The following is a 15,563-nucleotide window of genomic DNA, read 5'->3' on the forward strand; positions in this document are numbered from 1 at the left end:
CCAGGCATGACGCGTCGGAGGGCCTGGCGTGCGGCCCCACGCCGGGCCGCTCCCGACGCCACAAGGGCCCGCCGGCGGGGCTTTTTTCCCGGGCCGGCGGGCCCTTCGCACGAACGCTGCTGGGTCTGTCATCTTGTTGTCACGTCGCCGTCACATGTGAACGGCCGTTATGGGCACCCCTGATCGGCTCGCTCGCGATTACACACGGTCAGCGCCGTTGGGGACTCGGGCGGCTCACCCGCGGCCACTCGCCTGCCTCCCCCGGCGCGCGGCCGCGTCCAGAAGCACCGCGGCGAGCAGGACCGACCCGGTGATGATGAACTTGACCGACTGGTCGAGACCGAGCAGGTCCATCCCGTTGGCGATCGAACCGATCACCAGGATGCCGAGCAGCGCCGACCAGGCTCGACCGCGCCCGCCGAACAGGCTCGTCCCGCCGATCACCGCCGCGGCGATCGCGTTGAGCAGCGTGTCGCTGCCGCCGGAGGCCTGCGTGACGCTCGTCAGCCGCGCGGCGGCGAGGACACCGCCGACGCCGGCCAGGCAGGACGCGGCGGCGAACGCCGAGACGCGCAGCGCGCGCACGTTGATGCCGGCCCTGCGCGCCGCTTCGACGTTGCCGCCGACGGCGTACAGGTGGCGGCCGTAGCTGGTGCGCCGCGAAACCAGGTCCACCAGCAGCACCAGGCAGCCGAAGATCAGCAGCGCCAGCGGCAGCCCGCGGTCGTCGTTGAGGATCGCCACCGCCGCGATGAGCGCGCCGCCCACGACGACCATCCGCACCGCGACCTCCGCGATCGGGCGGGGCCGCAGCCCGGCCCGACGGCGGCCGCGGACCTCGGCGAGCTGGGCACCGGCATACCCGGCCACGGCGATCCCGGCGATCACCCATCCGGTGGCGTCGGTGAAGAAGGTGGACGTCAGCTTCGTGATCTCGCTGTCCGGCAGGTTGAGCGATCCGTCCCGGCCGAGCACCTTGAGCTGCACGCCCTGCCAGGCGATGAAGCCCGCCAGCGTCACGACGAAGGACGGGACGCCGAACACGGCGAACAGGCTGCCCTGCAGGGCACCTACGGCGGCGCCGACGACCAGCGCGGCCACGATCGCCAGAACCGGCGCCCACCCGTGGCGCACCGACAGCACCGCCATGACCGACGCGCACAGCCCACTGACCCAGCCGACCGACAGGTCGATCTCGCCGAGCAGCAGGACGAGGAAGACGCCGGTGGCGATCGTCCCGGTCGCGGCGACCTGCAGTGCGAGGTTCGTGAGGTTGTAGGAGGTGAGGAAGTTCGAGTTCTGGAACTGGAAGATCGTCCAGATCACGACGAGCCCGACGATGACCGGTAGCGAGCCGAGCTCGCCCGCGCGCACGTGGCGCAGCGCCGAGTCCGCCAGGCCGCGCAGGCCCGGGCCGGCGAAGAGCAGGCGCGGGTCGACCGCCGCGTCACCCCGCCCGGGCGCGACGACACCGACCGCCCCCGCGGCGGGAACCGGCTGGGCGGGGTTCGACTGGGCGGAGCCGGCTGCGGGCTCGGCGGCGCCGGGCGCGAGCTCACTCATCGCGAACGCACCTCCGCCCGGCCCGTCCCGTGGGCCGTGTCGGCGCCGGTGATCGCGGCCACGACGTCCTCCCGGGAGGCGGAGCCGATGTCGAACGTGCCGGCGTTGCGGCCGAGCCGGAGCACCGCGACGCGGTCGCACACGGCGAAGACGTCCGCGAGGTTGTGGCTGATCACGAGTACGGCCAGGCCGCGCTCGCGCAGCCGGACGATGAGGTCGAGCACCTGCTCGGTCTGCGCCACGCCCAGCGCGGCGGTCGGCTCGTCGAGCAGGACCACCGCCGGATCACCGAGCAGCGAGCGCGCGATCGCGACGGACTGCCGCTGGCCGCCGGACAGCGACGCCACCGGGATGCGCACGCTCGGGATGCTCACCGCCAGGGTGCGCAGGAGGTCCAGCGCGCTGCGCTCCATGCCGATCTCGTCGAGCGCGCCGGCGAACCGGCCCAGCCGGCGGCGCCGCTCGCGGCCGAGGAAGAGGTTGTTGACGACGTCGAGGTTGTCGCAGAGCGCGAGATCCTGGTAGACGGTCGCGATCCCGAGAGCCACCGCGTCCTGCGGGCGCTCGAGGCGTGCCGGGCGGCCGGCGAACCAGATCTCCCCGCCGGTCGGCGGCGAGACGCCGGAGATGCACTTGACCAGCGTGGACTTGCCGGCGCCGTTGTCGCCGACGAGGGCGAGCGCCTCCCCGGCGCGCAGGTCCAGGTCGACGTCGGTGAGCGCCTGCACCGCGCCGAAACGCTTGGAGATCCCACGTAGGGACAACACCAGATCGGACATGACGGGCCCGTGCCTTCCAGGAACAGCCACGAGGGGATCCGCGGTGAGCCGCCGGCAAAGCAGCTCACCGCGGATCCCGGGGACGGGACGCGAGGTCAGGAGATGCCGGCGGACGCGCAGGCCGTCGCGTACGTGCCGGCACACAGGTCGGCCTTGGCGAGGAAGCCGTCCTTCACCACCGTCTCGGCGACGGTGTCCCGGGTGACCGCGACCGGTTCCAGCAGGACGGAGGGAACCTGACCGTTGCCGTTGTCGACGCGCCCGGTCGCGATCGTGTCGACGGGCTCACCGCGCAGCAGCGCGAGCGCCAGGTCGGCCGCCTGCTCCGCCTCGGGGCGGATGGCCTTGTAGACGGTCATGTGCTGATCTCCGGCGAGTACGCGCTGTACCCCGGCGAGTTCGGCGTCCTGGCCGGTGACGGGCGGCAGCGGCGTCACGTTCGCCCGGCGCAGCGCGGCGACCACGGCGCCGGCCATGCCGTCGTTCGCGGCGTAGACCCCGACGATGTTCTCCCGGCCGACGGTGGTGATCGCCTGGTCCATCTCCCGACCGGCGGTGTCGGGAGACCAGTCGGGGGTGAACGTGTCGAAGCCGATCGTCACCTTGCCCTCCAGGACCGACAGCGCGCCGTCCTTGAACTGCTGGGCGTTCGGGTCGTCCTGCGAGCCGTTGATCATGATGACCTTGCCGGCGCCGGCCCGGTCGCCGATCGCGTCGAGGAGCGACTGGCCCTGCAACTGGCCGACCTTCTCGTTGTCGAAGGAGACGTAGGCGTCGACGGGCGCCTTCTGGATGAGCCGGTCGTAGGAGACCACGCGCACGCCACGGTCCCGCGCGTTGCGGGCGATCACCGCCGCGGCCTCGCCGTCCACCGGGTCCAGGACGAGGACCTTGGCGCCGTTGGTCATGGCCTGCTCGGCCTGGTTCTGCTGGGCGGCCGAGTCCTGGTCGGCGTTCGAGTACAGCACCTTGCAGTCGGGGCAGATCTTCGCCATCCGCGCCTCGAAGTAGGGGCGGTCGGCCGATTCGTAGCGGGTCGTCTGGGTCTCGGGTAACAGGAGCGCGATGGTTCCGCTCTCGGATCCTCCCTGGGGCGCCTCGTCATCGGACGAGTCCGACGTGCATCCCACGGCGGCCAGCACGACCATGACCGCCACCGACGCGGCCGCGAAAAGGCGACCTCGCCGTCTCCCCGCATGGCCGCGCATCCGACCGCGCCGAGGTACCCCGTCGTCGAGCGAGTTGTCTGCCACGCGCCCCTCCCGAGTTCGCTGCTGCGTGCCGGAGCGAACCGGTCACGCTCTGGTGGCAGTCTGCGGAGAGGATGACTTTGTCGTCAAGACTTGAATACAAGGATTAGGTCCGCAAAGTTTCTCATTCATGTTCCGATGGCATCACGACCCGAAGGAACAGATCGGCGACTCAGGGTCGCGGCGGTGGGGCCGGAACACGCCCTGAGCTGGTACTCCGGAGCTGGGCCTGCGCGGACGCGCCCGTCAGGCCGGAGGGGTCAGCGCGGCGCCGGTCAGGATTGGCGCCCGGTCAGCGCGGGATCGGCTCGCCCTCGCGCAGCACCAGCGCGAGGGCGCCGAGGACCTCCGCACGCTCGCCGAGCACGCCGGCCACGATTGTCGGGACGGCCGCCGGAACGGCGAAGCGGTGCACCACCTGGCGCATCGGTTCCAACAGGGTCTCCCCCGCCGCCGCGAGGTCGCCGCCCACGACGATCATCTGGGGGTTCAGCAGGTTGCACAGGTTCGCGGCCGCGTTCCCGATGGCCCGGCCGGCGTCCGAGACCACGCGGGCGCATCCCGCGTCACCGGCGACCGCGCGGTCGATCATCCCGCGCACGGTGAGGTCCGGCCCGTGGCTCGTGCGCAGCGACTCGAGCAGCACCGACGTTCCGACGATCGTCTCCAGGCAGCCGCGGTTTCCGCAGCGGCAGACCGAGCCGTTCTCGTCCAGCGTGGTATGCCCGATCTCGCCCGCGGTTCCCGCTCCGCCGCGGTGGACGCGCCCGTCGATGACCAGGCCGGAGCCGACGCCGGTGGAGGCCTTGAGGTAGGCGAGGTCGCGGACGCCCTGGCCGGCGCCCCAGTGCAGTTCGGCGAGGGCACCGAGGTTGGCGTCGTTGTCGACCCGGACGGGCAGCCCGAGCCGCTCCGACATCTGCGCGGCGGCGGGCACGCCGACCCATCCGGGCAGGATCGCCGAGGATCCGACGGCGCCGGTGACCGCGTCGATCGGGCCGGGCAGGCCCATGCCCACGCCGACCACGTCCGCCCGGTCGACGGTGAGCCGCCCGAGCAGGTCGTCGACCAGCCGGCCGGCCGTCGCGATGCCCTCCTGGGCCTGGTGATCGACGTCGATGTCGACGACGTCCTCGGCCAGCACCTCGTGCGCGAGGTCGCCGATGGCGACCCGCAGGTGGCGGTGGCCGAAGTCGAGCCCGATCACGACTCCGGACCGCCGCGACAGCGACACCCGGACCGCCCGCCGCCCGCCGCTCACCGCGGGACGCGCGTCGACGTCCCCACTCTCGCGGAGCTCACCGACGATGTTGGAGACGGTCGCCGGGGACAGCCCGGTCAGCCGCGCGATCTCCGCCTGGGCGAGGCTGCCCTCCCGCCGCAGCACGCCCAGGACCCGGTCCCGGTTGGCGGCGCGCAGCGACGACTGGGAGCCGGGCGGCGTTCGGGGCATGAACACAAAGCCTTGCGGCGCGGCCACGTGGCCGTCAACGGTCATCGCGGTAGCGCCGTGCTGCCCGTGCCTGGCCGGGCCGGCTCCACGGAGCCGGCCGCGTCCTCGGAGCCGGCCGCGTCCTCGGAGCCGGTCGCGCCCGCGGCACCGGTCGCGCCCGCGGGCGCGGGCTCCAAGGTCGCCACGCACTCCACGTGCGAGGTCATCGGGAACAGGTCGAACGCGCGGAGCTCGGTGAGCCGATACCCCTCGCCCGCCGCGACCGCCACGTCCCGCGCGAGCGCGGCGGGGTCGCAGGCCACGTAGACGACCCGGCGCGGCCGGTGCGCGAGGAGCTCGGTCATGACCTCACGACCCGCGCCGGTCCGCGGCGGGTCGAGCACCGCGACGTCCACCGCCCGCCGGGCCGGGCCGGGCGTGGCGCCGCCGGCCGGGAGGCCGTCGGCGGGCGCGGCCGGCTGGTCCGCCGCGCCGACGAGGCCGCGGACCGTCGCCGGGGTCACCCGCAGGGAACGCAGCGACACCCAGGGCAGATCCGCCAGGCTCCGCGCGGCGGAGCGGACGGCGGCCTCGTCGGATTCCAGCGCGATGACCCGCCCGGTCGGTCCGACCGCCTCGGCGAGGAACGCGGCGAACAGCCCCGCCCCGCAGTACAGGTCGAGGGCCGTGTCCCCCGCCGCGGCCGCGGCCGCCTCGCGCACCGCGGCGACCAGCGTCGCCGCGGCGGCCGGGTGGACCTGCCAGAAGACCCCCGGCTCCAGCCGGAACTCGCGGCCTTCGACCGTCTCGACCACCTCGACCGGCGCCGGCTCGCCGCGGTCAGGACCGGGGCCCTCGGCGTCGGCGGCGAGGCCGGTCTCGGTGACGCGCCACCCGCCGGACCGCGTCGAGTACGCCACGGCGTCGCCGGGCATCGCCACAAGCTCCACCGCCTGGCCGGTCACCTCGGGCGAGCCGTCGCCGGTCAGGAAGACCGGGTCGGCGATCACCCGGGCGAGCAGCGGATGAGCGATCTTGCAGTCGGGAGTGGGCACCACCTCGTGGGAGCGGTGCGCGCGCAGCCCGACGCCGCCGTCGGGCGTCCGCGAGAAGCGCATCCTGGTGCGCCAGCCCAGCCCGTCGGGCCCCTCCGACGGCAACGCCTCGACCAGCACGGCGCGCTCGAGGCCGGCCAGCCGCCGCAGCGCGTCCTCGACCACCCGTGCCTTGAGCCGGCGCTGCGCGGCGGGCGTGGCGTGCTGCCAGTCGCACCCTCCGCACCCGCCGGGACGCGCGTGCGGGCAGGGGGGCGCCACCCGGTCCGGGGAGGCGACGAGGATCTCGACGGCGTCGGCGCGCCAGTAACGGTCGTGGGAGACGTCGGTGATCCGGACCCGTACCCGCTCGCCGGGCAGCGCGTGACGCACGAACACGACCCGACCGCCGGCGCGGGCCACACAGAGCCCACGGTGCGCGACCGGGCCGACGTCAAGCTCCACCAGTTCGCTGGGCGGGACGGGGACGGGACGCGTCACCCCGCCCACCCTGTCGGTCCGGTCTCGATCGGCCCGCTCCGGCCGGTCCCGGCTGGTATCGCCGGCGCGGTCCCGGGCGGCGTCGCCGGCGCGGTGCCGGACCGGCCGTCCGGTCCGCTCCGCCGTGCCGTCCGGTGCCGTGGGGTGTCGCCTGGTCCCGCTGGACGGCCGCGCCGGGCGCCCGCTCACGGGGCATCCCCGGGCGGCGCCGCGTTTGAACTGGCCGGCGGGTTCGCGGTCACGGCGGCGTCACCGCCACCAGCGCTCCCCGGCCCCGGCCCCCGGTGCCCGGGCCGGAAGTGCCCGGGCGGGGCCGCGCTGCCCCGTCTGACCGCGCCCGCGCCGACCGACTCCTGCCTGGTCTGCGCGTGCGAGCTGGACGCGAGCTGCCACGGGACACTGATCATCATCACCCCGGGCTGGAAGAGCAGCCGGGCCTTGAGCCGCAGCGCGCTCTGGTTGTGTAGCAGGTGCTCCCACCAGCGCCCGACGACGTACTCCGGGACGAACACCGCGGTCACGTCGCGCGGGCTCTCCCGCCGGATGCGGGCGACGTAGTCGAGGACCGGGCGGGTCACCTCCCGGTACGGCGACGCCAGTACAACGAGATCGATCTTGATACCGCGTTCCTCCCAGGCCTGGCGCAGCCGTTCCGTCTCGGCCGGGTCGACGGCCACGGTGACGGCGACCAGCGTGTGCGGCTTCGTGGCCTTCGCGTAGGCCAGCGCGCGCAGGGTCGGCGCGTGCATCTTGCTGACCAGGACCACCCCGTGCACCCGGGACGGCAGGGTCGGCGGCCCGGGCTCGGGCGTCAGCTCGGTGGCGACCCGGTCGTAGTGCCGGTGGATGGCCTGCATGCCCAGGTAGATCACCGGGATCGCGATGCAGACGATCCAGGCCCCGCGGGTGAACTTGGTGAGCAGCACGAGGATGAGCACGGCCCCGGTCAGGCACGCCCCGAGGAAGCTGATGGCCTGGTAGCGGCGGATCCTGCGGCGCATGCTCGCGTCCAGCGGCACGCCGCCGGCCAGCGGGTCACCATTCCGCTCGCCACCGTGCTCGGCCCTCCGCCCGCCGCCCGCCACCAGCGGGGCGGAGCCGTCGGGAGCGGCCGGGTCGGATTCGCGCAGCAGGCGCGCCCAGTGCCGGACCATCCCGGTCTGGCTGAGGGTGAACGAGATGAACACACCGAGGATGTAGAGCTGGATCAGCGCCGTGACCTGCGCGTCGAACACGACGATGAGCAGGATCGCGAACCCGGCCAGCAGCACGATCCCGTTGGAGTAGGCGAGCCGGTCGCCGCGGGTGTGCAGCTGGCGGGGCAGGTAGCCGTCGCGCGCGAGGATCGAGCCGAGCACCGGGAAGCCGTTGAAGGCGGTGTTGGCCGCCAGAATGAGGATGAGCGTGGTCACCGCGGCCACGTAGATGAAGCCCACCGAGCCGTCCCCGAACACCGCGGCCGCGATCTGGGCGACGACGGTCCGCTGCTCGCCGTGCGCCCCGATGAGGTCCGCCGGGTTCTCGGCGATGTGGACGTCCGAGATGAGGGCCAGCGCCGTCACGCCGACGAACATGGTGACGGCGATGACGCCCATCATCAGCAGCGTGGTGGCGGCGTTGCGGCTCTTCGGCCGACGGAAGGCGGGCACGCCGTTGCTGATCGCCTCGACACCCGTCAGCGCCGTGCAGCCCGACGCGAAGGCGCGCAGAACCAGGAAGAGCAGGGCCAGGCCGGCGAAGTTCTGCTCCGCGTGGACCTCATAACCGGCGCTCTCGGCCCGCGGTGCGTCCCCGAAGACGGTCTGCACCAGCCCCGTCACGATCATCACGAGGATGCCGAGGATGAACGCGTAGGACGGCGCGGCGAACGCCGACCCGGACTCACGCACACCGCGCAGGTTGACCAGCGTGAGCAGCACGACCAGGAGGCTGGCGATGAGCACCTTGTGCTCGGCGAGCCCCGTCGCCGCCGATGTCAGGTTCGCGACACCCGCGGACACCGACACGGCGACGGTGAGCACGTAGTCCACCAGCAGGGCACTGCCGACCATCAGGCCGGCGCGGGGGCCGAGGTTGACCGAGGCCACCTCATAGTCGCCGCCGCCGCTGGGGTAGGCGTGCACGTTCTGCCGGTACGACGCCACCACGGTCAGCATGAGGATCACGACCGCGCCCGCGATCCACGGCGTGTAGTGCAGCAGCGTGAGTCCGCCGAGCGCGAGGACGAGAAGGATCTCCTCCGACGCGTAGGAGACCGATGAGAGCGCGTCGCTGGCGAACACGGGGAGCGCGACCCGCTTGGGCAGCAATGTCTCACCGAGTCGGTCCGAGCCGATGGGGCGACCGACGAATCCGCGCTTCAGTCGGTCTGTGAGCGCCACGCGGCGATGCTACCGACCCCGATCCCACCTCCCCAGTGTGTGTGACGTGGCGCACTCCAACCCGGCCATAGCGACACACGTGCCCGATGAGCTGCCAGGACGGGTGGCCGACAGACATCGACCGGGCAACCCCGATCGGACTACGCTCACCTCCCGTGCACGTCGTGATCCTCGGCTGCGGCCGGGTCGGCTCATCCCTGGCTGGTGCCGTCGAGCGGCTCGGCCACTCGGTGGCCGTCATCGACCAGAACCCGGCCGCGTTCAATCGCCTGTCGGCCGGCTTCGGCGGACGGGCGGTGACCGGCATGGGCTTCGACCGGGACACCCTCGTCGAGGCCGGCATCGCCGGGGCGGCCGCGTTCGCCGCGGTCTCCAGCGGGGACAACTCGAACATCATCTCCGCCCGGGTCGCCCGGGAGATGTTCGGCGTGGAGCGGGTGGTGGCCCGCATCTACGACCCCCGGCGGGCCGAGGTCTACGAACGCCTCGGCATCCCCACCGTCGCCACGGTGCGCTGGACGCGCGACCAGATCCTCGGTCGTCTCGTCCCGGACGCCGTCACCCCCGAGTGGACGGACACGTCCGGCTCGGTGCTGCTCACGGCGGTCACGCCGGCGCGCGGCTGGGTGGGACGGCGGCTCGCCGAGCTGGAGGCCCGGGCCGAGGTCAGGGTGGCGTGCGTGACCCGGTTCGGCGACGGCCTGCTCCCCGACGGGCGGACCATGGTGCAGGACGGCGACGTCCTGCACATCGCGGTCGCCAAGGCGCGGGCCGCCGAGGCGGACGCGATCATCCGCACCGGCCCCGACCACGACTGACGACGCGGGCACCACTGGCGACGCCGGCACGACTGACGACGAGAGACGAGGACCTGCGATGACCGCGGATCCGGACGCGCGTACCGGGGGCACCGAACAGGACGGGGCCGCCGAGCGGAGCGGGACGGCGAACCGGCGGGTGGCGATCGCGGGCGCCGGCAAGGTCGGCCGCTCGATCGCCGCGGAACTGCTGGAGAACGGCTCCGAGGTGCTCATCATCGAGCGCGACCCGAACAAGATCCGCCGGGACGCGCTGCCCGCGGCGGACTGGCTGCTCGCCGACGCCTGCGAGCTGTCCTCCCTCGACGGCGCCGGCCTGGACTGCTGCGCGGTGATGGTCGCCGCCACCGGCGACGACAAGGTCAACCTCGTGGTCTCGCTGTTGGCGAAGACCGAGTTCGGCGTGCCCAGGGTGGTCGCGCGGGTCAACCATCCCAAGAACGAGTGGCTGTTCACCGAGTCCTGGGGCGTCGACGTGGCGGTGTCCGCGCCGCGCATGCTGACCGCGCTGGTCGAGGAGGCGGTGAGCGTCGGTGACCTGGTGCGCCTGATGAAGTTCCGCCAGGGCGACGCCTCCCTCGTCGAGCTCACCCTGACCGCGGACGCGCCCGTCGTGGGCCGGCGGCTGGGCGACGTCGACCTCCCGCCGGACTCCGCCGTCGTCGTGATCCTGCGGGACGGCAACGCTGTGGTCCCGTCACCGGACAGCACGCTCGAGCCGGGCGACGAGGTGCTGGCCGTCGCGACCACGAGCGAGGCCGAGGAGAGCCTCGCGGCGCTGCTCGGCGCCGTCCCCGCCGACGCCAGCCGGAACCAGCGCGTCTCCGGGGTGCTCTAGCCGATCCCGGTCGTCGCGCCGGGGGCGCGGCGCGGTCTGTCAGTCGTTCGGGATGCCCGCGGCGAGCTGGCCGGGTTCGCCGGTCTGACCGTCCTCCCCGGACGGCTCGTCCTCCGCCAGCGGGGCGAGGCGCCGGACGATCGCGAAGGTGGCCAGCACGGCCGCGCCGAACAACGGCAGACCCAGCACGATGTTCGCCGCCGCGAGCCAGCCGGACTCCCCCGCGAGGTAGAGCACGCCCTGGATCGCGAACCGCGCCGCGAACACCGCGATCCAGACGAAGGTGGCCCAGACCGCCGCCCGCCGGACGGACGGTGTCTCCCGCCAGTTGGAGTACCGCTGGTCGAAGCCGGCCATCACGTAGCCGCCGACGGGACGCCCGACGAGGACCGAGCCGAGGCCGACGACGGCGCAGACGGCGTTCTTCGCTATCGAGGGCAGGAAGAAGCCCTCGGCGCTGCCCGTCCGGGAGGCTATGAAGGCGGCGAACCCGACCGCGAAGAGCCCGGAGAACGCCTGCTGGACGGGCTCGTGTCGCACCACCCGCAGGACCACGAGCCCGGCCGCCGCCGCGATCGCGACGACGATCCCCGCCGTCAGGCCGGCCTCGGCGTTGACGGTGACGAACGCCACCGTCGGAATGGCGCTGTCGATGATTCCGCGCGGGCCGCCCACCGCCTCTGCCAGCGTGACCGGTGGCTCACCACCGGTGCCGCGGCCGCCGGACCCACCGGACCGGCCACCGAACCCACCGGCCCGGCTGGCGATCCCACCGGCCCGGCCACCGGCGTCGTCGTGCCCGGCCGGGAGGCCAGGGCCCGCCCCCGGTACCGCGACGCCGTCGACCGGGGTCACGGCCGCTCCGCCGGGGTCGCCCGGACCCGTCGCCGGGTTCGGCACTGACGGATCCTGCGGAGACGCTGGTGGCATGGGCGGTGTAGTCCTGTCGCCGGGCGCCACTCAGGCGCTGGTCGAGGAGGCTGGCAGCAGCTCGTAGCGGGGATTGAACATCGTGGTCCGCTCGTCGCGCACGACGACCCGACCGGATGCCTTGACCGATCGACCGGCCTCTATGCCCGCGATGTGCTTGCGGCCGAGGAACACGAGAGTCACGGTGCCGCTTCCATCATAGAGGTCGACCTCCAGACTCGGTGCCCCCGAACGCGCCCGGACGGTTACCGAACGTATGGATCCGGCGACGCACGCCTCCTCGCGGTCCCGACAGGCGTGCATCGGGTCCGCGCCGACGGCGACCGACGCCTGCCGCAGCTCCTCGTCCTCAAGTTCCTGGTTGTCCGCTGTCAGCCGGTGGAACCGTCGTCCCAACCAGCCGCGCCCCTCGCCCACGGCTCCTCCGATCATCGAACCGCTCCCGAAGCCGGGCGACGGAATCCGAAACCTGGGACGTCACCGGACCGGCGGGTGGGAATCCCACCACGAGCCCACGCATCGGCGCCCTGAACCGGGATTATGAGGTGGACGGACCACCCGCCACCACCGATCGCGCCCATGATGGGACAGCCGGCGAGGGCCCGCCGCGCGCCACGGACTCGTTCCCGTACTGTTTCGGCGCCGTTCCGCCTCCGGTCACCGGCCTCGGCGCGGCGGCCCGACGGGCCGGGAAAGGGTCAGCGGGTCTCGCTGATCCGAACGCCGGGAACCGGGATCGCGGGCCTGGAATCCGAGCGCTGCTCGGCTTCCGCGCCGGGGCCGTCCGGATGCTCGGAGATCTCCTTCGGCAGCCGCAGCGGCAGCGGATCCCGAACGGGCATCGCCGAGTCGCCGCGGACCACGATGATCCCACCGAGCGTCTCGTCGAGCAGCGGCCCGGCCGACGGGTCCTGCCCCGCCGCGCCGGTCACGACGGCCCGCAGGAACCAGCGGGGCCCGTCGACGCCGATCATCCGCCCGGGCACGGTCTCCCCCGGCTGGCTCGTGGGCAGCCGCAGCCGCAGCTCCAGCCCGTACGGGCCCTCGACCTCGCTGCCGCCGGTGTCCCGCACGGTCTCCAGGATCTCCGTGCGGACGTCGTCCCACAGCGGGCTGGTCTTCGGCGCGGCGAACACCGCGAGCTCCATGGCGCTGCGCCCGTCCGTCACGACGACGGTGAGCGGCTTGCCGGTCGACTCCTCCACCTGGAACTGCACCTGGACGCCGCGCAGCGCCGGCACCCGCAGCGCCCCGAGGTCGAGCCTGTGCACGTCGTCGTCGGGCGCCTCCTCGAGGTCGAAGGGGCCGACCAGATCGACGTCGTCCGGCTCCTCCGCCCTCGGGTCGGCCGCCATGACGGCCGACGACCTACGACCCCGACCGAACACCGTGGCCCTCCCTTCGCGGTCCACCGTCGGAGGACCGCCCGAAACCGCCCGTCGACCCGAAGCCGCCCGCGCCCCGGACGGAATCCGGGAGCAGGTCGACCTCGCGGAAGACCGCGTGCTCCACCCGCTGGACCACGAGCTGAGCCACCCGATCCCCACGACGGAGAGCGATGACTTCACTTCGATCGGTGTTTATAAGTATCACCTTGACTTCTCCACGGTAACCGGCATCGACGGTTCCGGGGGCGTTGACCACGGACAGACCGTGTCGCGCGGCCAGTCCGCTGCGGGGATGCACGAAAGCCGCATAACCCTCGGGCAGCGCGACGGAGAGGCCGGTTCCGACGATGGCCCGTTCACCGGGCGCCAGCGTGACGTCCTGCGCGGTCACCAGGTCGGCGCCGGCGTCCGAGGGCTGGGCGTAGGCGGGCAGCGGGAGATCCGGGTCCAGACGGCGGACCAGCACCTCCAGCGTGCCCGCACCGACGGCCGGCTGGCCGGTCGGCGGCACCGAATCACCGGTCGGCTGGCGGGTCGGCGGCTCGGGGCGCTGCGCGCCGGGGACGATGTCGCCGGCCACGCCATCACCGGGCACGGCGTCGGCTGGTGGAACGTAGGCGCGCAGGGCGCCGACAGGAAGCGGGGCGCCGGGTGGCGTGGGGGTGGTCGCGGTCATGATTCTCCTGGGTCGTCCTCACCCGGGCGGGCTGTCCGCGACACTAACGACTCCCCGTGACGAGACGGCCGGCACATGCCGGCGACACGAGGACGACCCGACCTCCGGCGGTCGCGAGGAGGAAACCGCGCGCCGCGGGGTAGGGCGGAAGAGCGATACCAGCTGCGCCCCGGCGAGTCGGGGCGCACGGACGAGAGGTGTGGGGTGGCCGGACCGGCTTCGAAGATGGGATGGAAGATCGTGGGCGGCGCGGCGACCGCGCTCGCCGGCACCGCGGCGAGCAGGGGCGTCACCGCGGCCTACCGGAAGATACGCAAGTCCGACCCGCCGGTGAACCCGGCGGACCCGGAGACCTCCTGGGCGGAGGCGATCGCCTGGGCCGCGCTCTCCGGCCTGGCCATCGGTCTCGGCCGGCTGGCCGCCGAGCGGGTCGCCGCGCGCGGCTGGGCCCGGGCGACGGGCTCCCCGCCCCCCGGCATGCTGCGCCCGGAGATCTCGACCTCGGAGAACTAGGCCGACGGCGGCACCGCTGCGTACAACTGTGGCGGTTGAGTGACATCCACGACTCGCTCAACCGCCACGGATCACCGAACGCCGGGCAGCGGCCTCGGCCGCGGGCCTCGGTCAGTCCAGGCGGCGCAGGTCCTTGCGGAAGCGGCGTCCATTCTCGACGTAGTGGGCGGCCGCCATGGTGATGAGCTCCTGCGAGGCGGCGCCCTCGCGGATCTTCGCCGGGATGCCCAACGCCATCGCCCGCTCGGGAACCACCATCCGGTTGCCGACCACGGCGCCGGCGGCGACCAGGGCGCCGCGTGCCACCCGGGCCTGGTGCAGGACGATCGACCCGGAGCCGACCAGGGAGCCGTCCTCGACCACGCAGCCCTCGAGGTGCACGATGTGCCCGATCACGCAGTCGTCCCCGACGATCGTGGGGAACTGCGCGGTCGTGTGGATCACCGTGCCGTCCTGGATGGACGTCCGCGCGCCGATCACGATGCGCCCATGGTCGCCGCGGAGCACGACGCCGGGCCAGACCGTCGACTCCGGGCCGATCGTGACGTTCCCGATCACCGTCGCGTCGGGATGAACGTACGCGGACGGATCGATCGAGGGTTCGAGGTCCCCCAACGCGTAGATGGCCACGTTTCCATCCTGCCGTATCGTGCCGCCACCCGTGGCACTCATGGTTTCCGCTGGTCGCGGCGCCCGTCCGGGCGGGTGGCGACGTACTCAGCCGCCGTGTGGCGGTTGCGTGAGATGGCGCAGCTTCGCCGGGTTGACCACGACGTCGATCTCCGTGACCAGCCCGCGCCACACCGTGAGCGCAACGACGTTCACCAGCCGCGGACCGGCGTACGTGGCGATACCCGCTCCCCCGTTGACCTCGACCGGGACGAAGCGCACCGCGGTCCCGTACTGCCGGCGGCCCTTCTCGATCAGGCCGTGCAGGAACCGCGCCACCTTGTCCGCCCCGTCGATCGGGCGCAGCGCGGCGCGCACCACACCGCCGCCGTCCGAGCGCAGCACGACGTCCGGGTCGAGGACGCGCAGCAGCGCGGCCAGGTCACCGCCGGCGGCGGCCGCCAGGAACGCATCGGCGACACCGCGCCGCTGGGCCGGGTCGGGATCGAAGCGGACGGCCCGCTCCCGCACGTGCCGCCGGGCGCGGCTGGCGAGCTGCCGGCTGGCGGCCGGGCTGCGGCCGGTCACCTCTGCGACCTCCTCGAAGCCGAAGCCGAAGACGTCGTGCAGGATCAGCGCGGTCCGCTCGGCCGGGCTCAGTGACTCCAGGACGACCAGCATGGCCATGCTGACCGACTCGGCGAGGGTGACCCGGTCCGCCGGGTCGGCCCGCTCGGCGGCCACGGCCGTGACCTCGCCGGCCGGGCCGGTCGCGCCGCCCCCGCCGGCCGGGCCCGGCCGACCCCTGCCGGTGTGGGCCGCGACGCCGGCCACCGCCGACCCACCGTCAC

Annotated in this window: 15 protein-coding genes; 3 read left to right on the forward strand and 12 right to left on the reverse strand. The window is 73.5% G+C overall.

From position 1 onward, the window contains the following. Positions 1-234: 234 nt before the first annotated feature. The 6 genes from FMEAI12_RS25745 to FMEAI12_RS25770 form a co-directional block, all read right to left on the reverse strand. The gene (locus tag FMEAI12_RS25745; RefSeq protein WP_112108137.1) at positions 235-1,563 is read right to left on the reverse strand and encodes a sugar ABC transporter permease; all 1,329 of its coding nucleotides are present in this window, start codon (positions 1,561-1,563) and stop codon (positions 235-237) included. Beyond that, positions 1,560-2,342 (reverse strand): ATP-binding cassette domain-containing protein, encoded by a 783-nt coding sequence (locus FMEAI12_RS25750; protein WP_071061785.1) that lies wholly within the window; start codon positions 2,340-2,342, stop codon positions 1,560-1,562. The genes FMEAI12_RS25745 and FMEAI12_RS25750 overlap by 4 nt, the downstream gene beginning before the upstream one ends. A 95-nt stretch (positions 2,343-2,437) precedes the next feature. Then, the gene (locus tag FMEAI12_RS25755; RefSeq protein WP_083390861.1) at positions 2,438-3,595 is read right to left on the reverse strand and encodes a sugar ABC transporter substrate-binding protein; all 1,158 of its coding nucleotides are present in this window, start codon (positions 3,593-3,595) and stop codon (positions 2,438-2,440) included. A gap of 289 nt (positions 3,596-3,884) precedes the next feature. Then, on the reverse strand, positions 3,885-5,090 hold the full coding sequence (locus FMEAI12_RS25760) for an ROK family transcriptional regulator (protein ID WP_200835414.1): 1,206 nt from the start codon (positions 5,088-5,090) through the stop codon (positions 3,885-3,887). Then, on the reverse strand, positions 5,087-6,559 hold the full coding sequence (locus FMEAI12_RS25765; RefSeq protein WP_112108146.1) for a class I SAM-dependent RNA methyltransferase: 1,473 nt from the start codon (positions 6,557-6,559) through the stop codon (positions 5,087-5,089). The genes FMEAI12_RS25760 and FMEAI12_RS25765 overlap by 4 nt, the downstream gene beginning before the upstream one ends. A 185-nt stretch (positions 6,560-6,744) precedes the next feature. Continuing rightward, entirely contained in the window at positions 6,745-8,940 is a 2,196-nt protein-coding gene (locus FMEAI12_RS25770; protein WP_112108138.1) for an APC family permease, read from the reverse strand. A 155-nt stretch (positions 8,941-9,095) separates the two neighbouring features. Here FMEAI12_RS25770 and FMEAI12_RS25775 point away from each other — a divergent pair, with 155 nt between their 5' ends. Together FMEAI12_RS25775 and FMEAI12_RS25780 are read left to right on the forward strand one after the other, a co-directional pair. Further along, positions 9,096-9,758: a TrkA family potassium uptake protein gene (locus tag FMEAI12_RS25775; protein WP_112108139.1), complete on the forward strand. Its 663-nt coding sequence runs from the start codon at positions 9,096-9,098 to the stop codon at positions 9,756-9,758. A gap of 58 nt (positions 9,759-9,816) precedes the next feature. Then, positions 9,817-10,596: a TrkA family potassium uptake protein gene (locus FMEAI12_RS25780; RefSeq protein WP_235014493.1), complete on the forward strand. Its 780-nt coding sequence runs from the start codon at positions 9,817-9,819 to the stop codon at positions 10,594-10,596. Positions 10,597-10,635: 39 nt separating this feature from the next. Here FMEAI12_RS25780 and FMEAI12_RS25785 read toward each other — a convergent pair whose 3' ends face one another. From FMEAI12_RS25785 to dut, 4 genes are all read right to left on the reverse strand, one after another. Then, the gene (locus FMEAI12_RS25785; protein ID WP_112108148.1) at positions 10,636-11,451 is read right to left on the reverse strand and encodes a DUF3159 domain-containing protein; all 816 of its coding nucleotides are present in this window, start codon (positions 11,449-11,451) and stop codon (positions 10,636-10,638) included. A gap of 105 nt (positions 11,452-11,556) precedes the next feature. Next, positions 11,557-11,943, reverse strand: a complete 387-nt coding sequence (locus FMEAI12_RS25790) for an OB-fold nucleic acid binding domain-containing protein (protein WP_071061631.1) — start codon at positions 11,941-11,943, stop codon at positions 11,557-11,559. A 281-nt stretch (positions 11,944-12,224) separates the two neighbouring features. Then, positions 12,225-12,881 (reverse strand): DUF3710 domain-containing protein, encoded by a 657-nt coding sequence (locus tag FMEAI12_RS25795; protein WP_112108140.1) that lies wholly within the window; start codon positions 12,879-12,881, stop codon positions 12,225-12,227. Between the two features lie 13 nt (positions 12,882-12,894). Then, on the reverse strand, positions 12,895-13,590 hold the full coding sequence (gene dut / locus FMEAI12_RS25800; RefSeq protein ID WP_071061625.1) for a dUTP diphosphatase: 696 nt from the start codon (positions 13,588-13,590) through the stop codon (positions 12,895-12,897). Between the two features lie 204 nt (positions 13,591-13,794). On the opposite strand from dut, the gene FMEAI12_RS25805 reads away from it, so the two are divergent. After that, positions 13,795-14,103: a DUF4235 domain-containing protein gene (locus FMEAI12_RS25805; protein ID WP_112108141.1), complete on the forward strand. Its 309-nt coding sequence runs from the start codon at positions 13,795-13,797 to the stop codon at positions 14,101-14,103. A gap of 111 nt (positions 14,104-14,214) precedes the next feature. On the opposite strand, the gene FMEAI12_RS25810 is transcribed toward FMEAI12_RS25805, so the two are convergent. Beyond that, complete coding sequence (locus tag FMEAI12_RS25810) at positions 14,215-14,733, reverse strand: gamma carbonic anhydrase family protein (RefSeq protein WP_235014496.1); 519 nt, start codon at positions 14,731-14,733, stop codon at positions 14,215-14,217. Between the two features lie 87 nt (positions 14,734-14,820). Next, a partial coding sequence (locus tag FMEAI12_RS25815) for a sigma factor-like helix-turn-helix DNA-binding protein (RefSeq protein WP_112108149.1) occupies positions 14,821-15,563 on the reverse strand: 743 nt, incomplete at its 5' end.

The organism is Parafrankia sp. Ea1.12 (genome assembly GCF_900465275.1).
GTDB classification, from domain to species: domain Bacteria; phylum Actinomycetota; class Actinomycetes; order Frankiales; family Frankiaceae; genus Parafrankia; species Parafrankia soli.

Bases quoted from the DNA above. Each gene is read 5' to 3' on its own strand.
- FMEAI12_RS25780 (WP_235014493.1), top strand. From the start codon at position 9,817: ATGACCGCGGATCCGGACGCGCGTACCGGGGGCACCGAACAGGACGGG.
- FMEAI12_RS25795 (WP_112108140.1), bottom strand. From the start codon at position 12,881: ATGGCGGCCGACCCGAGGGCGGAGGAGCCGGACGACGTCGATCTGGTC.
- dut (WP_071061625.1), bottom strand. From the start codon at position 13,590: ATGACCGCGACCACCCCCACGCCACCCGGCGCCCCGCTTCCTGTCGGC.
- FMEAI12_RS25745 (WP_112108137.1), bottom strand. From the start codon at position 1,563: ATGAGTGAGCTCGCGCCCGGCGCCGCCGAGCCCGCAGCCGGCTCCGCC.
- FMEAI12_RS25760 (WP_200835414.1), bottom strand. From the start codon at position 5,090: ATGACCGTTGACGGCCACGTGGCCGCGCCGCAAGGCTTTGTGTTCATG.
- FMEAI12_RS25750 (WP_071061785.1), bottom strand. From the start codon at position 2,342: ATGTCCGATCTGGTGTTGTCCCTACGTGGGATCTCCAAGCGTTTCGGC.